Origin of the sequence: Cryobacterium sp. TMT1-2-1 (genome assembly GCF_004403955.1) — a bacterium.
GTDB classification, from domain to species: domain Bacteria; phylum Actinomycetota; class Actinomycetes; order Actinomycetales; family Microbacteriaceae; genus Cryobacterium; species Cryobacterium psychrotolerans.
Window position 1 is genome coordinate 50,217 of record NZ_SOHC01000065.1, and the last position, 17,243, is coordinate 67,459.

General features: G+C 68.5%; 22 protein-coding genes. 21 read left to right on the forward strand and 1 reads right to left on the reverse strand.

From position 1 onward, the window contains the following. Window positions 1–229: 229 nt before the first annotated feature. The 12 genes from infA to glmM all read left to right on the forward strand — a co-directional run bounded on the left by infA (window position 230) and on the right by glmM (window position 9,243). A complete protein-coding gene (gene infA / locus E3T33_RS11875) occupies window positions 230–451 on the forward strand; it encodes a translation initiation factor IF-1 (RefSeq protein ID WP_055811571.1) in 222 nt (73 codons plus the stop codon). Between the two features lie 66 nt (window positions 452–517). After that, window positions 518–631 (forward strand): 50S ribosomal protein L36, encoded by a 114-nt coding sequence (gene rpmJ, locus E3T33_RS11880; protein WP_035834639.1) that lies wholly within the window; start codon window positions 518–520, stop codon window positions 629–631. A 144-nt stretch (window positions 632–775) separates the two neighbouring features. Then, complete coding sequence (rpsM, locus tag E3T33_RS11885; protein ID WP_092322347.1) at window positions 776–1,150, forward strand: 30S ribosomal protein S13; 375 nt, start codon at window positions 776–778, stop codon at window positions 1,148–1,150. Between the two features lie 45 nt (window positions 1,151–1,195). After that, the gene (gene rpsK / locus E3T33_RS11890; RefSeq protein WP_092322345.1) at window positions 1,196–1,594 is read left to right on the forward strand and encodes a 30S ribosomal protein S11; all 399 of its coding nucleotides are present in this window, start codon (window positions 1,196–1,198) and stop codon (window positions 1,592–1,594) included. A gap of 125 nt (window positions 1,595–1,719) precedes the next feature. Then, entirely contained in the window at window positions 1,720–2,709 is a 990-nt protein-coding gene (locus tag E3T33_RS11895) for a DNA-directed RNA polymerase subunit alpha (protein ID WP_092322344.1), read from the forward strand. Between the two features lie 47 nt (window positions 2,710–2,756). After that, window positions 2,757–3,290, forward strand: a complete 534-nt coding sequence (gene rplQ, locus E3T33_RS11900; RefSeq protein ID WP_092322342.1) for a 50S ribosomal protein L17 — start codon at window positions 2,757–2,759, stop codon at window positions 3,288–3,290. A gap of 336 nt (window positions 3,291–3,626) precedes the next feature. Beyond that, window positions 3,627–4,670: a GNAT family N-acetyltransferase gene (locus E3T33_RS11905; RefSeq protein WP_134575354.1), complete on the forward strand. Its 1,044-nt coding sequence runs from the start codon at window positions 3,627–3,629 to the stop codon at window positions 4,668–4,670. A 25-nt stretch (window positions 4,671–4,695) separates the two neighbouring features. Further along, the gene (locus tag E3T33_RS11910; RefSeq protein WP_134575355.1) at window positions 4,696–5,739 is read left to right on the forward strand and encodes a GNAT family N-acetyltransferase; all 1,044 of its coding nucleotides are present in this window, start codon (window positions 4,696–4,698) and stop codon (window positions 5,737–5,739) included. 29 nt (window positions 5,740–5,768) lie between these two features. Beyond that, window positions 5,769–6,704, forward strand: a complete 936-nt coding sequence (truA, locus tag E3T33_RS11915; protein ID WP_134575356.1) for a tRNA pseudouridine(38-40) synthase TruA — start codon at window positions 5,769–5,771, stop codon at window positions 6,702–6,704. A gap of 177 nt (window positions 6,705–6,881) precedes the next feature. After that, window positions 6,882–7,328, forward strand: coding sequence for a 50S ribosomal protein L13 (gene rplM, locus E3T33_RS11920; RefSeq protein WP_092322337.1), 447 nt, complete (start codon window positions 6,882–6,884; stop codon window positions 7,326–7,328). 48 nt (window positions 7,329–7,376) lie between these two features. Beyond that, complete coding sequence (gene rpsI, locus E3T33_RS11925) at window positions 7,377–7,862, forward strand: 30S ribosomal protein S9 (protein ID WP_092322334.1); 486 nt, start codon at window positions 7,377–7,379, stop codon at window positions 7,860–7,862. A gap of 19 nt (window positions 7,863–7,881) precedes the next feature. Further along, the gene (gene glmM / locus E3T33_RS11930) at window positions 7,882–9,243 is read left to right on the forward strand and encodes a phosphoglucosamine mutase (RefSeq protein WP_092322332.1); all 1,362 of its coding nucleotides are present in this window, start codon (window positions 7,882–7,884) and stop codon (window positions 9,241–9,243) included. A gap of 89 nt (window positions 9,244–9,332) precedes the next feature. Here the strand turns inward: glmM and coaA are convergent, their stop codons facing one another. Then, complete coding sequence (coaA, locus tag E3T33_RS11935; protein ID WP_092322330.1) at window positions 9,333–10,289, reverse strand: type I pantothenate kinase; 957 nt, start codon at window positions 10,287–10,289, stop codon at window positions 9,333–9,335. A 33-nt stretch (window positions 10,290–10,322) separates the two neighbouring features. Here coaA and glmS point away from each other — a divergent pair, with 33 nt between their 5' ends. The 9 genes from glmS to E3T33_RS11980 form a co-directional block, all read left to right on the forward strand. Beyond that, window positions 10,323–12,173, forward strand: a complete 1,851-nt coding sequence (gene glmS / locus E3T33_RS11940) for a glutamine--fructose-6-phosphate transaminase (isomerizing) (RefSeq protein ID WP_092322328.1) — start codon at window positions 10,323–10,325, stop codon at window positions 12,171–12,173. Window positions 12,174–12,197: 24 nt separating this feature from the next. After that, window positions 12,198–12,551, forward strand: coding sequence for a holo-ACP synthase (locus E3T33_RS11945; protein WP_134575357.1), 354 nt, complete (start codon window positions 12,198–12,200; stop codon window positions 12,549–12,551). Then, window positions 12,548–13,666 carry an alanine racemase gene (gene alr / locus E3T33_RS11950; RefSeq protein WP_092322324.1) on the forward strand — a complete coding sequence of 373 codons (1,119 nt, stop codon included), beginning with the start codon at window positions 12,548–12,550 and terminating at the stop codon, window positions 13,664–13,666. The genes E3T33_RS11945 and alr overlap by 4 nt, the downstream gene beginning before the upstream one ends. Window positions 13,667–13,676: 10 nt before the next feature. Next, window positions 13,677–14,231, forward strand: a complete 555-nt coding sequence (gene tsaE, locus E3T33_RS11955; RefSeq protein ID WP_092322322.1) for a tRNA (adenosine(37)-N6)-threonylcarbamoyltransferase complex ATPase subunit type 1 TsaE — start codon at window positions 13,677–13,679, stop codon at window positions 14,229–14,231. A gap of 9 nt (window positions 14,232–14,240) precedes the next feature. Continuing rightward, entirely contained in the window at window positions 14,241–14,876 is a 636-nt protein-coding gene (gene tsaB / locus E3T33_RS11960) for a tRNA (adenosine(37)-N6)-threonylcarbamoyltransferase complex dimerization subunit type 1 TsaB (protein WP_092322321.1), read from the forward strand. Beyond that, window positions 14,873–15,358, forward strand: a complete 486-nt coding sequence (rimI, locus tag E3T33_RS11965) for a ribosomal protein S18-alanine N-acetyltransferase (protein ID WP_092322319.1) — start codon at window positions 14,873–14,875, stop codon at window positions 15,356–15,358. The genes tsaB and rimI overlap by 4 nt, the downstream gene beginning before the upstream one ends. Beyond that, window positions 15,355–16,422, forward strand: coding sequence for a tRNA (adenosine(37)-N6)-threonylcarbamoyltransferase complex transferase subunit TsaD (gene tsaD, locus E3T33_RS11970; RefSeq protein ID WP_092322318.1), 1,068 nt, complete (start codon window positions 15,355–15,357; stop codon window positions 16,420–16,422). The genes rimI and tsaD overlap by 4 nt, the downstream gene beginning before the upstream one ends. A 98-nt stretch (window positions 16,423–16,520) precedes the next feature. Next, entirely contained in the window at window positions 16,521–16,970 is a 450-nt protein-coding gene (locus E3T33_RS11975; RefSeq protein ID WP_092322316.1) for a DUF4190 domain-containing protein, read from the forward strand. Window positions 16,971–17,020: 50 nt separating this feature from the next. Beyond that, the coding region (locus E3T33_RS11980; RefSeq protein ID WP_194088039.1) for a hypothetical protein at window positions 17,021–17,243 on the forward strand (223 nt) is incomplete at its 3' end.

The window sequence follows — 17,243 nt, forward strand, 5'->3', positions numbered from 1 at the left end:
ACCGCGAAACCGCACTTGTGCGCGTTATGGACGCGTTTTAACGCGCACAAGTGCGGTTTCGCGGTGGGGGAGAGGGGTCGGGAGGCCGGGGATTATAGGAGAGAATTGCTATAAGGCAACTTCATACCTTAGAGTTGATCCTTGGTGTCTTGCACCGTCGAATCCGGCGTGTCTTTACATCACAATCCACGCATGACCAGCAACCAATGCATTGAGCGACAGTGAGGCTATGGCGAAAAAAGACGGTGTCATCGAAATCGAGGGCGCAGTAGTCGAAGCTCTTCCCAACGCGATGTTTCGCGTTGAATTGACCAACGGCCACCGTGTTCTTGCCCACATTTCGGGCAAGATGCGTCAGCACTACATCCGCATCCTCCCCGAGGACCGCGTGATCGTTGAGTTGAGCCCGTACGACCTGACCCGCGGCCGGATCGTTTACCGCTACAAGTAACGGCTGCTGTAAGTAACGGCCCGCGGCATCCCGTGGGTACGAAGACAGCGAACACAAGGAATCACCATGAAGGTCAAGCCCAGCGTCAAGAAGATCTGTGACAAGTGCAAGGTAATTCGCCGTAACGGAAACGTCATGGTGATTTGCGAAAACCCGCGTCACAAGCAGCGCCAGGGTTAGAGTCCGACCCGGCGCCCAGCCGGCCGGATCTCGACCACCACAGTTTCATAGCAGCACCGGGAACCCTTCGGGGCGACACCATCGGTTGGAGGCCGATGCACAGGTGCTGCTACAGACCTCCACTCATCTACAGGAGAAGCCACAATGGCACGTCTAGCCGGCGTTGACATTCCCCGCGACAAGCGCGTGGAAGTTGCACTGACTTACATCTATGGCGTTGGACGCACGAGGGCCCTCAAGACCCTCGCCGACACCGAAATCGATGGAAACATCCGAGTCAAGGATTTGAGCGACGACCAGCTCGTCCTGCTCCGTGACTACATCGAAGGAACCTTCAAGGTTGAGGGTGACCTCCGCCGCGAGGTTGCCGCTGACATCCGCCGCAAGGTCGAGATCGGTAGCTACGAAGGTATTCGCCACCGCAAGGGCCTGCCCGTTCGCGGCCAGCGCACCAAGACCAACGCTCGCACCCGCAAGGGCCCGAAGCGCACCGTAGCCGGCAAGAAGAAGGCCCGCTAGGCCTCGGCCCAGCGCGCCCACGCCTTTAGGATTCAGGAGAAATTCATGGCAGCACCCAAGTCGGCCGTACGGAAGCCGCGTAAGAAAGAAAAGAAGAACATTGCTGTGGGCCAGGCCCACATCAAGTCCACCTTCAACAACACCATCGTCTCGATCACCGACACCACCGGTGCGGTCATCAGCTGGGCGTCCTCAGGCGCCGTTGGCTTCAAGGGCTCGCGCAAGTCGACCCCGTTCGCCGCACAGCTGGCCGCCGAGTCGGCAGCCCGCCAGGCGCAGGAGCACGGCATGAAGAAGGTTGACGTCTTCGTCAAGGGACCGGGCTCCGGCCGCGAGACCGCGATCCGCTCGCTTCAGGCCGCAGGCCTCGAGGTCGGTTCGATCAACGACGTCACCCCGCAGGCGCACAACGGTTGCCGCCCGCCCAAGCGTCGCCGCGTCTAACCACCCTGCGGTGAAGGAGTAGGCCTTCGCGGGCCTGCTCCTTCACCGGTTCTTCGTTTTCTTTCATAACTCAAAACATCATCGCAAGTGTCATATAGCGGACACTTAGCCGAAAGGAATCAATAGTGCTTATCGCACAGCGTCCCACGCTCACCGAAGAGAACGTCTCGGAGTTCCGCTCCAAGTTCACGATCGAGCCGCTTGAGCCCGGTTTCGGTTACACCCTCGGCAACTCGATGCGCCGCACCCTTCTTTCCTCGATTCCCGGCGCGGCTGTCACCAGCATCCGCATCGACGGTGTGCTGCACGAGTTCAGCACCGTTCCCGGTGTCAAGGAAGATGTCACGGAGATCATCCTGAACATCAAGGGCCTCGTCATCTCCAGCGAGCACGACGAGCCGATCACCGCGTACCTGCGCAAGCAGGGTGCCGGCCAGGTCACCGCCGCCGACATCTCGGCTCCGGCCGGCGTCGAGGTTCTCAACCCCGAGCTCGTCATCGCGACCCTCAACGACAAGGCCAAGTTCGAACTCGAACTGACCATCGAGCGTGGCCGCGGCTACGTGTCGTCCACCCAGAACCGGAACGAGTACTCGGAAGCCGGCCAGATCCCGGTCGACTCCATCTACTCGCCCGTGCTCAAGGTGACCTACCGCGTTGAGGCCACCCGTGCCGGTGAGCGCACCGACTTCGACCGCCTCGTCGTTGACGTGGAGACCAAGCCGGCGATCACCCCCCGCGACGCCATCGCATCCGCCGGTCGCACCCTGACCGAGCTGTTCGGCCTGGCCCGCGAGCTCAACACCGCTGCCGAGGGCATCGAAATCGGCCCCGCGCCGGTTGACGCCGTGCTCTCGAACGAGCTGTCGATCCCGATCGAAGACCTCGATCTGTCGGTTCGCTCGTACAACTGCCTCAAGCGCGAGGGCATCAACAACGTCAGCGAACTGGTCGCCCTCTCGGAGACCCAGCTGATGAACATCCGCAACTTCGGTCAGAAGTCGGTGGATGAGGTCAAGGACAAGCTCGTAGAGCTCGGCCTGTCGCTCAAGGACTCGGTGCCCGGATTCGACGGCGCTCACTTCTACAGCGGTTACGACGAAGAAACCATCTAAAGCAGTCGTTAAGACTGACTTTCGACTTTTGATACTGGAGATTACCAATGCCTACGCCCACTAAGGGAGCCCGCCTCGGCGGCGGACCGGCCCACGAGCGCCTCATGCTCGCCAACCTGGCCGCGTCCCTGTTCACCCACAAGTCGATCAAGACGACCGAGACCCGTGCCAAGCGCCTGCGTCCGGTTGCCGAGCGACTGATCACGTTCGCCAAGAAGGGCGACCTGCACGCTCGTCGTCGCGTGCTCGCCACCATCGGCGACAAGACCGTCGTGCACGAGCTCTTCACCGAGATCGCGCCGCAGGTTGCTCTTCGTGAGGGTGGCTACACCCGCATCACGAAGCTCGGCTTCCGCAAGGGCGACAACGCCTCGATGGTTCAGATGGAACTCGTTCTCGAGCCCGTCACGCCGAAGGTGAAGAAGTCCAAGACGTCTTCCGCCAAGGCTGCCACGCCGGTTGTCGAAGAGCCCGCTGCCGAGGAGCCCACCGAGGCTCCGGTCGCCGAGGAGTCCACGGACGAATCCACCGAGGCTCCGGCCGAGGCAGACGCCGCGGTAGACGCCGAAGAAGCCAAGTAACACCAGCTTCACCAGTTTCACCAGCTTCACCAGTTCCATCTCGAGAGGGGCCCGACTTCGGTCGGGCCCCTTTCGTGTGCCCTCCCGCTGTCGCGCGCGTTGGCTGAGTTGCGGAGAAAGTACCTTCGTTTCGAAATTGAAGGTACTTTCTCCGCAACTCAGCGTGGAATGGCCCTGCGCGCGCGGGGGCTGGGGAAGTGGCGCGGGGGGAGGTGGCGAAGGGGGAGGATCGCGGGGGAGGTGGCGCGCGGGAGAGGGCGAAGGGGGAGGCGGCGCGCGGGGGAGGTGGCGAAGGGGGAGAGGGAGCGCGGGCGAGGGCGTCGCTAGGCTGGACGGATGGCTGAAGAACTGCGTCCGCTGAGCGAGCGCGTCACCGCGCCGACCGAACCGGCGCTGCCGGAGCATCCGGATGTCGCCGAGTGGCGGCCGGCGACCGACGCCGACATCGACGGAATCTGGCGGCTCCGCCAGGCGATGGGTCGGCTCGACCACCCGAACTACCTCACCACGCGCGGCGCAATCGCCGCCGACTTCGGCTACTCCCACTTCCACCCGGAGCTGGACTCGCTGGTCGGCCTCGACGCGGACGGGCGCATCGTCGCCAACGGCGTGGTGCTGCTCCCGCCCCGGCAGGAGACCCTGGTGCGATCGATCGCGATCGGCGGCGTGCACCCCGAGCTGCGCGGCCGCGGCATCGGGCGGCAGTTGCTCGCCTGGCAGCTGGACCGCGCGAAGCAGCAGCTGGCCTCCTCCGCCAAACGCCTGCCGGGCTGGATCCTGCTCTACGCCGACGAGCGCGCCCCGCAGAACGCGCGGCTGTTCGAACGCGCCGGACTGAACCTCGCCCGCTACTTCCTCTCGCTCGAACGGGTGCTCGCCGAGCCGATCCGCGCGGTCGAACCGGCCGACGGCATCCGCATCGCCGCGTACACGCCCGCGGTCTCGGCCGCGGTGCACGCCGCGCGCGACGACGCGTTCATGGACCACTGGGCCAGCCAGCCGATGAGCGACGAGAACTGGGCCGCCTTCGTGGGGTCGCGTTGGTTCCGGCCCGACCTCTCCTTTGTCGCCTTCGGCACCGACCCAAGAGGCCAGGAACAGGTCGTGGGCTTCGTGCTCACCACCGCGAACGAAGACGTCTGGAAGACCCAGGGTTTCACCGGCAGCTACATCGACCTGGTCGGCGTGGTCAGCGGATGGCGCGGCAAGCACATCGCGCAGGCTCTCCTCGCCGCCCAGCTGCAGGCGGGGCGCGCCCTGGGGCACGAGCGCGTGACGCTCGCCGTCGACTCGGCCAGCCCCACCGGCGCCCTCGGCCTGTACACCGGCATGGGGTTCCAGCCGGTTCACCGGAAGCTCGCGTTCACGCTCGAGTTCTGACCGGGCCCGGGAATAGGGTTGGCACATGGTTGACACTGTGCGTCCGCTCCGCGACCGCGTCAGCGCCCCGGAGTCGCTGCCGCTTCCCTCGCATCCGGATGTCGCCGCCTGGCGCCCGGCAACGGTCGCCGACATCGACGGCATCTGGCAGCTCGACCGGGCCATGGACCGGGTCGACCATCCCAACTACCTGGCCACGCGGGACGAGATCGCCGAAGACTTCGGCTTTTCGCACTTCAACCCGGCGCTGGATTCCCTCGTCGGCCTGGATGCCGAGGGCCGCATCGTCGCCAACGGGATGGTGATGTTCCCGCCGGGGCAGCAGACGCTCGTGCGCTCGGTGTTGCACGGCGGGGTGCACCCCGAACTGCGCGGCCGGGGGATCGGCCGCGAACTCCTCGCCTGGCAGCTCGGCCGGGCGAAGCAGCAGCTCGCGTCGTCGCCGAAGACGCTGCCCGGGTGGGTCATCGCGTTCAGCGACGAGCGCGCACCGCAGAACGCCCGGCTGTACGAGCGCGGCGGCCTGACCCTCGCGCGGCACTTCCTCGCCCTCGAACGGGTGCTCGCCGACCCGATCCGGGAGTTCGCGCTCGCCGACGGCATCCGGATCGCGCCCTACACGCCGGAGCTTTCGGCGGCCGTCCATGCCGCCCGCGACGAGGTGTTCATGGACCACTGGTCCAGCCAGCCGATCAGCGCCGAGGGCTGGGACGCATTCGTGGGGGCAGAGGTGTTCCGCGGCGACCTGTCCTTCGTCGCCCTGGGCCCCGGCCCGGGAGGCACCGAGGAGATCGTGGGCTTCATCCTCACCACGGTGAACGAAGACGACTGGGAGCGCCAGGGGTTCCCGGGCTCGTACATCAGCCTGGTCGGGGTGCGGCGGAACTGGCGCGGCCGGCACATCGCCCAGGCGCTCCTGTCCGTGCAGCTGGCGGCCTCCCGCGCGGCCGGCCACGAGCGGGCGACCCTCGACGTCGACTCTGCCAGCGCGACGGGCGCCCTCGGCCTGTACACCGGCATGGGGTTCACGCCGACCAACCGGGAGTTCGCGTTCACGCACGAGTTCTAGCGGGCCGCGCGGCGGCTTAGGCTGGGACTGTGAATCGAGCCCCGGATGACGTCTCCCGGCGCCCGGAGACCACGGACAGCATCCGGATCCGGCTCGACATCGCCTACGACGGCACCAACTTCGCCGGCTGGGCCATCCAGCCGGGCTTCCGCACGGTGCAGGGCGAGATCCAGTCCGGGCTCGCGGCGATCCTCAAACGCTACCCGCCCGGGCCGACGGTGGCGGTCGCCGGGCGCACGGATGCCGGGGTGCACGCCTTCGGGCAGGTCGCCCACGTCGATCTCACCGCGGAGCAGGCCGACGGCCTGGTGCGCCCGCGCCAGGGCATCGGGGTGCGCCCCGCCACGCTCGAACTGGGAGCCGAGCTGCACCACCGGCTGCGGGGCATCCTGGTCAATCGGCCCGACATCGTCGTCGTCCGCGCGCGCCGGGCGGCCGCCGGATTCGACGCCCGCTACTCGGCCCTCTGGCGCCGTTACGAGTACCGCATCGCCGACCGCGGGGCCCTGCACGACCCGCTGCAGCGCCTGCGCACCACGTGGTATCCGCACGAGCTCGACGCCGGGGCGATGGATGCCGCGGCCGCGAGCCTCGTCGGCCTGCACGACTTCGCCGCTTACTGCAAGCGCCGCCCCGGGGCCACGACGATCCGTACCCTGCAGGAGTTCAGCTGGCGCCGCGACCCCGACGGGGTGCTCGTCGCCGTGGTCAAGGCCGACGCGTTCTGCCACAGCATGGTGCGCTCGCTCGTCGGCGCGTGCGTCGCGGTGGGGGAGGGGAAGCTCGACCCGGCGCGCCTCATCGACCTGCGGTTCGAACGGGAGCGCCCGAGCGGGGACTTCAATGTGATGGCGCCGCACGGGCTGTCGCTCATCCAGGTCGGATACCCTGACGACGCCGAACTGGCCATGCGCGCGGTCGAAACCAGGGCCCGACGGGTACACCCGGACGCCTTCCCCGCCTGAGCGCGCGCCGCCCGAATTGCGAGTCCGGCGCCGGCCGACTACTATTGACCCTTGGTGTCTGTGCGTTGCAGCCAGGCACACGAACGTGAGCCCTCCATCGATCGTGTTCTTCTTCTAGAACACACCCGGAGCGGGATTCACGAACACCTCCGTTCGAAAAAAGAAAGCAGCACACTAGTGACGCGCACTTACACACCCAAGGCAAGCGAAGTCCAGCACGACTGGGTCGTCATCGACGCCACAGACATCGTTCTCGGTCGTCTTGCCAGCCACGCCGCCGTTCTCCTCCGCGGCAAGCACAAGGCCACGTTCTCTCCCCACATGGACATGGGAGATTTCGTCATCATCGTCAACGCCGAGAAGATTGCCCTCACCGGCAAGAAGCTCGAACTGAAGATCGCCTACCGCCACTCCGGTTACCCGGGCGGCCTGACGGCAACCAACTACTCCGAGATGCTCGAGAAGCACCCCACGCGTGCAGTTGAGAAGGCGATTCGCGGCATGCTGCCGAAGAACTCGCTCGGCCGCGCCCAGCTGGCCAAGCTCAAGGTCTACGCAGGCCCGGAGCACCCGCACGCTGCGCAGCAGCCCAAGCCGTACACCCTCGGCCAGGTCGCGCAGTAGCGCCGGCCTCCAGACTTCTCGACTCTAAGAAAAAGGATTCACACCATCGTGGCGAAAATCGCAGACCAGATTGACGCGGCTCCGGAGAGTTACTCGACCGAGTCTCCCGCTGAAGTTGCTACCAAGGCGCCCCGCGCCATCCTCACCGTCCCCGGCGCAGCCGTTGGCCGGCGCAAGCAGGCCATCGCCCGCGTGCGCATCGTTCCCGGAGCCGGCACCATCACGGTGAACGGCCGCGAGCTGAACGACTACTTCCCGAACAAGCTGCACCAGCAGCTGATCAACGACCCGTTCAAGGTCCTCGATCTCCTGGGCAGCTACGACGTCATCGCCCGCATCACCGGCGGCGGCCCCTCCGGCCAGGCCGGCGCACTTCGCCTCGGCATCGCGCGCTCGCTCAACCAGATCGACGAAGAGAACAACCGCGCCATCCTCAAGAAGGCCGGCTTCCTCAACCGTGACGCTCGCGTCAAGGAGCGCAAGAAGGCCGGACTCAAGAAGGCCCGTAAGGCTCCGCAGTTCTCGAAGCGTTAATCCGTTAGCCGACGGCACTATGCCTCGACTTTTTGGCACGGACGGTGTCCGGGGCCTGGCCAACCGTGATCTCACGGCTGGCCTGGCCCTGGGCCTCGCCCAGGCGAGCGCCACCGTCCTGACTCAGGGCCGTCGCGCCGAGGAACGGCGGGCAGAAGGCCGCCGTCCGGTGGCCGTGCTCGCGCGCGACCCGCGCGTCTCCGGGGAGTTCATCTCCGCCGCGGTCGCCGCAGGCCTGGCCAGTTCCGGCGTGGACGTGCTCGACGCCGGGGTCATCCCGACGCCCGCCGCCGCATTCCTCATCGCCGACATCGGCGCAGACTTCGGCGTGATGATTTCCGCCTCGCACAACCCCGCCCCCGACAACGGCATCAAGCTGTTCGCCTTCGGCGGCACCAAACTTCCCGACGACGTCGAGGACCGCATCGAGGCCCACCTCTCGATGGATGTGCTCATGCCCATCGGCGGCGACGTCGGTCGCATCCGCCGTTTCGCCGACGCGGAGGACCGCTACGTCGTGCACCTCCTCGGCACCCTGCCCAATCGCCTCGACGGCATCCACGTCGTGCTCGACTGCGCCCACGGCGCCGCGGCCGGCGTCTCGCCCCAGGTCTTCACGGATGCCGGCGCCACGCTCACCGTGATCGGCGCCGACCCGGACGGCATCAACATCAACGACGGCGTCGGCTCGACGCACCTCGACAACCTCGCCAGGGCGGTGCTGGAACACGGCGCCGACATCGGGATCGCCCACGACGGCGACGCCGACCGTTGCCTGGCCGTGGACCGCGAGGGCAAGATCATCGACGGCGACCAGATCATGGCGATCCTCGCCGTGTCGATGGCCGAACGCGGCGTGCTCAAGGACCGCACCCTGGTGGCGACCGTGATGAGCAACCTCGGCCTGCGGAAGGCCATGGCGGCCAACGACATCACGGTCATCCAGACCAAGGTGGGCGACCGCTACGTGCTCGAGGCGCTCAACGCCGACGGGCTCTCCCTCGGCGGCGAACAGTCCGGCCACGTGATCATGACCGAATTCGCCACGACCGGCGACGGCATCCTGACCGGGCTGCACCTCGTCGCGGAAATGGCGCGCACCGGCAAGACGATCGCCGAACTCGCCTCCGTCATGACGGTGTACCCGCAGATCCTCGTGAACGTGCGCGGCGTCGACCACCGTGCCCTGCACTCCGACGACGTCATCGCCGCCGCGATTGTCGCTGCCGAAACCGAGCTGGGCGACTCGGGCCGTGTGCTCCTTCGCCCCTCGGGTACGGAGCCGATGGTGCGCGTGATGGTGGAGGCGGCCGACCAGGCGACAGCCGACCGGCTCGCGCACAGCCTCGCCGACATCGTCCTCAAGCGCCTGGCAAACTAGCCCTCCACACACCCCCGCGAAACCGCAGTTGTGCGCGTTATTCGACGGGTTTGACGCGCACAACTGCGGTTTCGCGGGGATAGGGGCGGCTAGACCTTGCGGAGGAGCACCTTCGAGACGGCGTGGTTCGGGTCCTTGCGCAGCACGAGAGTCGCCCTCGAGCGGGTGGGGCGGATGTTGTGCAGCAGGTTGGGCTCGTTGATGCTGCCCCAGATCTGCCGGGCCCGCGCCCGAGCCTCGTCCTCGCTCAGCTCCGCATAGCGGTGGAAGAACGACTTCGGGTTGGCGAATGCGCCGCGCTGCAGCTTGAGGAAGCGTTCCTCGTACCAGCGGGCGATGTCCTGGGTGCGGGCATCCACGTACACCGTGAAGTCGAACAGGTCGCTGACCGCCAGGCCCTGCCCCGGGCCGGGCGCCGCCAGCACGTTCAGGCCCTCGACGATGAGGATGTCGGGCTGGCGCACGACGATCTGGGCGTCGGGCACGATGTCATAGCGAAGGTGCGAGTAGAACGGGGCCCTGACCTCTTCGGCGCCGCTCTTGACCGCGGCGACGAACCGGAGCAGGGCGCGCCGGTCGTACGATTCGGGGAATCCCTTGCGTTCCATCAGGCCGCGGCGGGTGAGCTCGGCGTTCGGGAACAGGAAGCCGTCGGTCGTGACGAGTTCCACCCGGGGGGTGTCTTCCCAGCGGGCAAGCAGCTCCCGCAGCAGGCGCGCAATGGTGGACTTGCCGACGGCCACGGATCCGGCGACCCCGATCACGAACGGGGTGGGCTGGGCCCGCTCGCCGAGGAAGTCGCTCGTGGCCCGGTGCAGCTGCCGGGCGCCGGCGGCGTAGAGGTTGAGCAGCCGGCTCAGCGGCAGGTAGACCTCGGAGACCTCGTTCAGGTCGAGTGGCTCGCCGAGCCCGCGCAGCTGAACGATCTCCGTCTCCCGGAGCGGAAGCCGGGTGGAGTGAGCCAGAGCGGCCCAATCGGCCCGGTCGAGCTCGACAAATGGGGTGCCGTGACCGCTGTTTGCATTGCTCACAACCGGCTCGGACATTCCACCCAGTTTAGTCCGACTAAAATCGGGTGCATGTGCGGAATCGTGGGATATGTCGGAGACAGCAAAAGTGTGGAAGTTCTCATGGGGGGGCTGCGCCGACTCGAATACCGGGGCTACGACTCCGCCGGGATCGCCGTCATCGATGACCACGGAAAGCTCAACACGGCCAAGCGTGCCGGCAAGCTCGCCATGCTCACCGCCGAGCTCGAGGCGCACCCGATCAACAACGGGCGTACCGGCATCGGGCACACCCGCTGGGCCACGCACGGCGGCCCCACGGACCAGAACGCGCACCCGCACCTCGGGGACAACGGCCGGCTCGCCCTCATCCACAACGGCATCATCGAGAATTTCGGGCCGCTCCGGGACGAACTCCTCGCCGAGGGCTTCGCCTTCACCAGCGAAACCGACTCCGAGGTCGCGGCCCTCCTGCTCGGCCGCGAGTACCAGCGCGTCGGCGACCTGAGCGAGGCCTTCCGCACCGTCGTCGCCCGCCTCGAAGGAGCGTTCACCCTCCTCGCGGTGCACCAGGACCAGCCCGGCGTCGTCGTCGGCGCCCGCCGCAACTCACCGCTGGTGATCGGCCTCGGCGACGGCGAGAACTTCCTCGGCTCCGACGTCGCAGCCTTCGTCGAGTACACGCACCGCGCCCTCGCCATCGGCCAGGACCAGATCGTCACGATCACGCCCGACCTCGTCACCATCACCGACTTCGACGGCAATGCCGTCGAGTGCGAGGAGTTCGAGGTTGCCTGGGATGCCTCCGCGTCCGAGAAGGGCGGCTGGTCCAGCTTCATGGCCAAGGAGGTCTCCGAGCAGCCCGATGCCATTGCGAACACCCTGCGCGGACGCATCACCGACGGCCACGTCGTTGTGCCCGAGCTGACCGAATTCGGCGACGACGTGCTGGCGGGCATCCGTCGCATCGTCATCATCGCCTGCGGAACGGCCGCCTACGCCGGCCAGACCGCGAAGTACGCCATCGAGAAATGGGCCGGCGTGCCGGTCGACGTCGAACTCAGCCACGAATTCCGCTACCGCGACCCGGTGATCACCGACGACACCCTCGTCGTGTCGATCAGCCAGTCCGGCGAAACCATGGACACGCTGATGGCCGTCAAGTATGCCAGGGAGGCCGGCGCGAAGACCATCTCGATCTGCAACACTCAGGGCGCAACGATTCCCCGCGAGTCGGATGCGGTCATCTACACGCACGCCGGCCCCGAGGTCGCCGTCGCGTCGACGAAGGCGTTCGTCTCCCAGATCGCCGCGCTCTACCTCTTCGCCCTGCACCTCGCCCGGGTCCGCGGCAGCCTCACCGAAGCCGAGCTCGCGGTGCAGACGGCCGAACTCCAGGCGATCCCCGACAAGGTCGCCACCACCCTGCTCGAGGCTGACTCGATCCGCCAGCTCGCCCAGTGGATGACCGACACCCGCGCGGTGCTGTTCCTCGGCCGCCACGTCGGCTTCCCCATCGCCATGGAGGGCGCGCTCAAGCTCAAGGAGCTCGCCTACATCCACGCCGAAGGCTTCGCCGCCGGAGAGCTCAAGCACGGCCCGATCGCCCTGATCGAGCCGGGCCAGCCCGTGTTCGTGATCGTGCCGAGCCCGCGCGGCTCCGCACACCTGCACCCCAAGGTCGTCTCCAACATCCAGGAGATCCGGGCGCGCGGCGCGCGCATCATCGCGATCGCCGAAATCGGGGATGCCGCCGTGCTGCCGTTCGCGGACACCGTGATCCACATTCCCCTCGCCGCGCCGCTGTTCGAGCCGTTCCTCGCCGTGGTTCCGCTGCAGATCTTCGCGATGGAACTGTCCATCGCCAAGGGGCTCGACGTCGACCAGCCGCGCAACCTCGCGAAATCCGTCACGGTCGAGTAGCCGACGCATGAACACGGGGTGCGCATGATCAGAGGAATCGGCGTCGACATCGTCGACCTCGCTCGCTTCGAGCGCCAGGTCGAGCGCACCCCCGGGCTCGTCCCGCGCCTCTTCACCGCAAGCGAGCGCGGACTGCCGATCCATTCCCTGGCCGCGAGGTTCGCCTCGAAGGAGGCCTTCGTCAAGGCCCTCGGCGACAGCCAGGCGATCACCTGGCAGGAGCTGGAGGTCGTCACCGACGGCCACGGCAACCCCGGGTTCGTGCTGCACGGCAGTGCCCTCGCCGCGCTCGCGGACCGGGGCATCAGCGGCGTGCACCTCACGATGACCCATGACGCCGGAGTCGCCTGCGCGTTCGTGGTGATGGAGGGACCATGACCGGCTACCGGGAGGCCGTCGTCGACCTCGACGCCATTTCGGCCAATGTCGCGCACCTGCGCGCGCTGACCGGAACCGCGCACACGATGGCGGTGGTCAAGGCGAACGCGTACGGGCACGGCGCCGTTCCCGTTGCCCGGGCCGCGCTGGCGGGCGGCGCGGACTGGCTCGGCGTCGCCGACATCGCGGAGGCCCTCGAACTGCGGGAGGCCGGCATCGGGGCGCCGGTCCTGGCCTGGCTGCACGACCCGGATACGGACTGGTCCGCGGCCATCGCCGCCGACGTCGATCTCGGCCTCTCGTCGGCCGTGCAGTTGCAGCAGGTGGCGGATGCCTCGGCAACGCTCGATTGCACCGCATCCGTGCAGATCAAACTCGAGACCGGGCTCAGCCGCAACGGCGTGCAGGAATCGGAGTGGGCCCCCGTGCTCGCCCTCGCCGCCGAACTCGAACGATCCGGCCGGGTGCGCGTGCGCGGTATCTTCAGCCACCTCTCCAACGCGTCACCGGCCGAAGACACGGAGGCGATCGCGCGCTTCGACCGCGGTCTCGCCCTCGCGGCCGCCGTCGGCCTCACGCCCGAACTCACCCACCTCGCCGCGTCGGCCGCGGCCCTGCGCCTGCCCGCCGCCCGCTATTCGATGGTGCGCCTGGGCATCAGCATCTACGGACTCTCGCCCTTCGACGACGCGTCTTCGGCGGACCTCGGCCTCGTGCCGGCGATGACGCTCCGGGGGAGGGTGGCCGCCGTGCGCCACGTTCCCGCGGGCACCGGCGTCTCCTACGACTACACCTGGCGCGCGCCGGTGGATTCCTCCCTCGCGCTGGTGCCGCTGGGCTATGCCGACGGCGTGCCTCGACAGGCGTCCGGGCGCGCCCAGGTGAGCATCGGCGGCGTTCTCCACCCCGTCGTGGGCCGCATCGCCATGGATCAGTTCGTCGTCAGCGTGGGGCTGGAGCCGGTGGCCGTCGGCGACGAAGTGGTGCTCTTCGGCGACCCGGCGAGCGGGGTTCCGTCCGCCGACGACTGGGCGCACGCGGCCGGCACGATCAACTACGACATCGTCACCCGGATCGGCCGGCGCGTTCCGCGCAGCTACCGGGCGGCGGAGTAGGCGAGCGGCCATGCCATCCCACCCCACCCCGGCACCGGCGACCTGGTCGATTCCCGACGCCGAAGCCATGCACGAATTCGGCCGCGCCCTCGCCGGCCGGCTGCGCGCCGGGGACCTGGTCGTGCTGACCGGACCGCTCGGCGCAGGCAAGACCACGCTCACCCGCGGGCTCGGCGAAGGGCTGGGCGTGCGGGGCGCGGTCACCAGTCCCACGTTCGTGCTCGCCCGCACCCACCCGAGCACGGCCTGGGGGCCCCCTCTGGTGCACGTGGACGCCTACCGCCTCGCCAGCGCCGTCGAGCTCGACGACCTCGACATCGACTTCGCCCGCTCCATCGTCGTGGTCGAATGGGGCCGCGGCATGCTGGACGGCATCACCGACTCGTGGCTGGACATCGAGATCGAGCGCCCCCTCGGCGCCTCCCGGGCCGCACCCTCCCCGGCCGAGGCACCGATCGACAGCGACCTCGACCTCGACGAACCCCGCACCGTCACCATCACCGCCGTCGGCCCCCGCTGGGCCGGCGACGTCGCGTGGGCGCGCGAGGCAGGGCCCACCGCTTAGGCTGAAAGCGTGCTTCTCGCCATTGACACCTCCGCCGGCACGAGCGTCGCCGTCGTCGACCTCCGCGGCGACGTGCTCGCCGAACGGAGCACCGACGACACGATGCGGCACGCCGAAGTCGTGGGCCTGCTGATCGAGGACTGCCTCCGCGAGGCCGGGCTGGATGCCCGCGCGCTCACCGGCGTGGTCGGAGGCATGGGCCCCGGACCGTTCACCGGCCTCCGCGTGGGGATCGCCGCGGCCCGCGTCTTCGCGCTCGGCGCCCGCAGGCCGTTCCTCCCGGTGATCAGCCACGACGCCATCGCCTGGGGCCGGTACCAGGCCGGCCACACCGGCGGCCTCCTCGTCGTCACGGATGCCCGTCGCCGCGAGGTCTACTGGTCCGCGTACAGCGGCACGGACGCCGCCGGGCTGCCCGAGCGCAGCGACGGCCCGGGCGTGGCCAAACCGGACGTGCTGCTGGGGGAACAGTGGGCGCATGCCGGGCTGCCCCGGTTCGACGCCGCCGCGGTATCGGCCGGCGAGCTCGGCCGGGTCGCGGCGCTGCGCCTTGTCGAGGGGCATCCGTTCGCCGCCGACGAAGCGCTCTACCTGCGTTCGCCCGACGTCACCATCTCGGCCGGCCCGAAGCGGGTGAGCCGATGACCTGGCAGTTGCGGCACGCCACGCCCGCCGACGTCGACGCGATCATGGCCCTTGAGACGAGCACGTTCGAGAATGATGCCTGGTCGCCGGAGGCGATGGCCCGGGATGTCGCCGACCCCAACTGCTACTACCTCGTCGCGTTCCCCCCGGACGAGCCCGGGCGGATCGAGGCCTACGCCGGGCTGCTCGCCCCGCGTGGAGCGCCGGAGGGCGACATCCAGACCATCGCCGTCGCTCCAGTGGCCCGCGGCCGCGGACTCGGCCGCACGCTCATGCAGGCCCTGATCGGCGAGGCGCGGAAGCGCGGCGCGCGCGACGTCTTCCTCGAGGTGCGCGCCGACAACCCCTCGGCGCAGCGCCTGTACGAACGGCTCGGCTTCGCCGAGGTCGGCGTGCGCCGCGGCTACTACCAACCCGACAACGTTGACGCAATCGTCATGCGACTGGTCATCCCCGCGCCGACGATGGAGGCCACCGGATGAATCGCCTGAACCCGCTCGTGCTCGGCATCGAGACCTCCTGCGACGAGACCGGGATCGGAATCGTTCGCGGCACCACCCTGCTCTCCAACACGATCGCGTCCTCGATGGAGGAACACGCCCGCTACGGCGGCGTGGTTCCCGAGGTCGCCGCCCGGGCGCACCTGGAGGAGCTGGTCCCGGCCATCTCCGCGGCCGTGGCGGAGGCCGGCATCCGGCTTACGGACCTCGACGCCATCGCCGTGACCAGCGGGCCGGGGCTGGCCGGGGCGCTCATGGTCGGGGTCGGCGCAGCGAAGGCGCTGGCCGTTGCCCTCGGCAAGCCGATCTACGCCGTGAACCACCTCGTCGGCCACGTCGGAGTCGACCTGCTGCGGAACGGCGCCGACGACGCCGACGAGCCGCTCGAATACCCCACGATCGCCCTCCTCGTCTCCGGCGGCCACACCTCGCTGCTGCTGGTGCGCGACCTGGTCTCCGACGTGGAATTGCTCGGGGAGACCATCGACGACGCGGCCGGTGAGGCCTTCGACAAGGTGGCGCGGATCCTCGGCCTGCCCTACCCCGGCGGACCCGAAATCGACCGCGCGGCGCTTGAAGGCGACCCGAAGGCGATCCGCTTCCCGCGCGGGCTGAGCCGACCCAAGGACATGGCCCTGCACCGTTACGATTTTTCCTTCTCCGGCCTCAAAACCTCGGTCGCGCGCTGGGTCGAACAGCGCCAGGACGCCGGCGAGATCGTGCCGATCGCGGATGTCGCGGCCAGTTTCCGCGAGGCCGTCGTCGACATCCTCCTCACCAAGGCCGTTGCCGCCTGTGTCGACCTCGAGGTGCCCCGTCTGCTCCTGGGCGGCGGTGTGATCGCGAACGCGCGGCTCAGGGAGCTCGCCGAGGAGCGCACGGATGCGGCCGGGATCGCCCTGCGCATCCCGCCGCTGTCCCTGTGCACCGACAACGGGGCCATGATCGCGGCGCTCGGGGCGCAGCTGATCGTGGCCGGGCACGAACCCTCCTCGCTGGGATTCGGCGCGGACTCGACGTTGCCGGTGTCGGACATCCAGGTCTGAAACCGGCGCCCCACCCGGGGATTCGCGGTATTCTGGCACCGCCGCCTCGATCTGCTCGTGACCGGCCTGCTCTCGTCCGGATCACAGAAGGAGTCCTCATGACCGATCCCACCATGCCGCCCGTTGGGCCGCCGTCCGAGAACCAGCCGCCGCCCCCGCCCGGCTACGGACCGCCCGCGGTACCGCCCGCGGCGCCGGCCTACCAGCCGCAGCAGCCCGCCGGCCAGCCGCAGCAGTACGGCCAGCAGCCCTACGGCCAGCAGCAGTACGGCCAGCAGCCCTACGGCCAGCCGTACCCGGGCCAGGAGAAGTACAATGTGCTGTCGATCATCGCGATGGTGACCGGCATCCTGGGCATCTCGCTCGTGGCCATCATCACCGGGCACATCGGGCTCAGCCAGATCGGCCGGACCCAGGAGAAGGGCCGCGGTTTTGCGATCGCCGGCCTCATCCTCGGCTACCTCGGCCTCCTGGCGGGCATCGCGGCGGTGATCTTCTTCTTCGTCGTCATGGCCGCGTACGAAACGTCGTCGTCGATGACCGGTTAGACCGCCGCAGCGGGTCCGCGGCAACCCCGTCTTCAGTGGAAGGATTCACCATGACCGATCCCAACAACCCCGACCGCCCGCAGGTCCCGCAGGTGCCGGACGTCCCGCAGGTTCCGGATGTGCCCCAGGTTCCCCAGGTTCCCGAGGTTCCCCAGCAGCCGCAGGCCTCGCCCGCAGCTCCGCCTGCCGATCCGCCGACGGCTCCGCCGGTGCCGCCGGCCGCCCAGACGCCGCCGCCGGCCTACGGCGCGCCAACACCGCCGCCGGCCTACG

Excerpts from the sequence above, each read along its gene's own strand:
- infA (WP_055811571.1), top strand. The coding sequence starts at position 230 with ATGGCGAAAAAAGACGGTGTCATCGAAATCGAGGGCGCAGTAGTCGAA.
- rpmJ (WP_035834639.1), top strand. The coding sequence starts at position 518 with ATGAAGGTCAAGCCCAGCGTCAAGAAGATCTGTGACAAGTGCAAGGTA.
- rpsM (WP_092322347.1), top strand. The coding sequence starts at position 776 with ATGGCACGTCTAGCCGGCGTTGACATTCCCCGCGACAAGCGCGTGGAA.
- rpsK (WP_092322345.1), top strand. The coding sequence starts at position 1,196 with ATGGCAGCACCCAAGTCGGCCGTACGGAAGCCGCGTAAGAAAGAAAAG.
- rplQ (WP_092322342.1), top strand. The coding sequence starts at position 2,757 with ATGCCTACGCCCACTAAGGGAGCCCGCCTCGGCGGCGGACCGGCCCAC.
- E3T33_RS11905 (WP_134575354.1), top strand. The coding sequence starts at position 3,627 with ATGGCTGAAGAACTGCGTCCGCTGAGCGAGCGCGTCACCGCGCCGACC.
- E3T33_RS11910 (WP_134575355.1), top strand. The coding sequence starts at position 4,696 with ATGGTTGACACTGTGCGTCCGCTCCGCGACCGCGTCAGCGCCCCGGAG.
- glmM (WP_092322332.1), top strand. The coding sequence starts at position 7,882 with ATGCCTCGACTTTTTGGCACGGACGGTGTCCGGGGCCTGGCCAACCGT.
- coaA (WP_092322330.1), bottom strand. The coding sequence starts at position 10,289 with ATGTCCGAGCCGGTTGTGAGCAATGCAAACAGCGGTCACGGCACCCCA.
- glmS (WP_092322328.1), top strand. The coding sequence starts at position 10,323 with ATGTGCGGAATCGTGGGATATGTCGGAGACAGCAAAAGTGTGGAAGTT.
- E3T33_RS11945 (WP_134575357.1), top strand. The coding sequence starts at position 12,198 with ATGATCAGAGGAATCGGCGTCGACATCGTCGACCTCGCTCGCTTCGAG.
- alr (WP_092322324.1), top strand. The coding sequence starts at position 12,548 with ATGACCGGCTACCGGGAGGCCGTCGTCGACCTCGACGCCATTTCGGCC.
- tsaE (WP_092322322.1), top strand. The coding sequence starts at position 13,677 with ATGCCATCCCACCCCACCCCGGCACCGGCGACCTGGTCGATTCCCGAC.
- rimI (WP_092322319.1), top strand. The coding sequence starts at position 14,873 with ATGACCTGGCAGTTGCGGCACGCCACGCCCGCCGACGTCGACGCGATC.
- tsaD (WP_092322318.1), top strand. The coding sequence starts at position 15,355 with ATGAATCGCCTGAACCCGCTCGTGCTCGGCATCGAGACCTCCTGCGAC.
- E3T33_RS11975 (WP_092322316.1), top strand. The coding sequence starts at position 16,521 with ATGACCGATCCCACCATGCCGCCCGTTGGGCCGCCGTCCGAGAACCAG.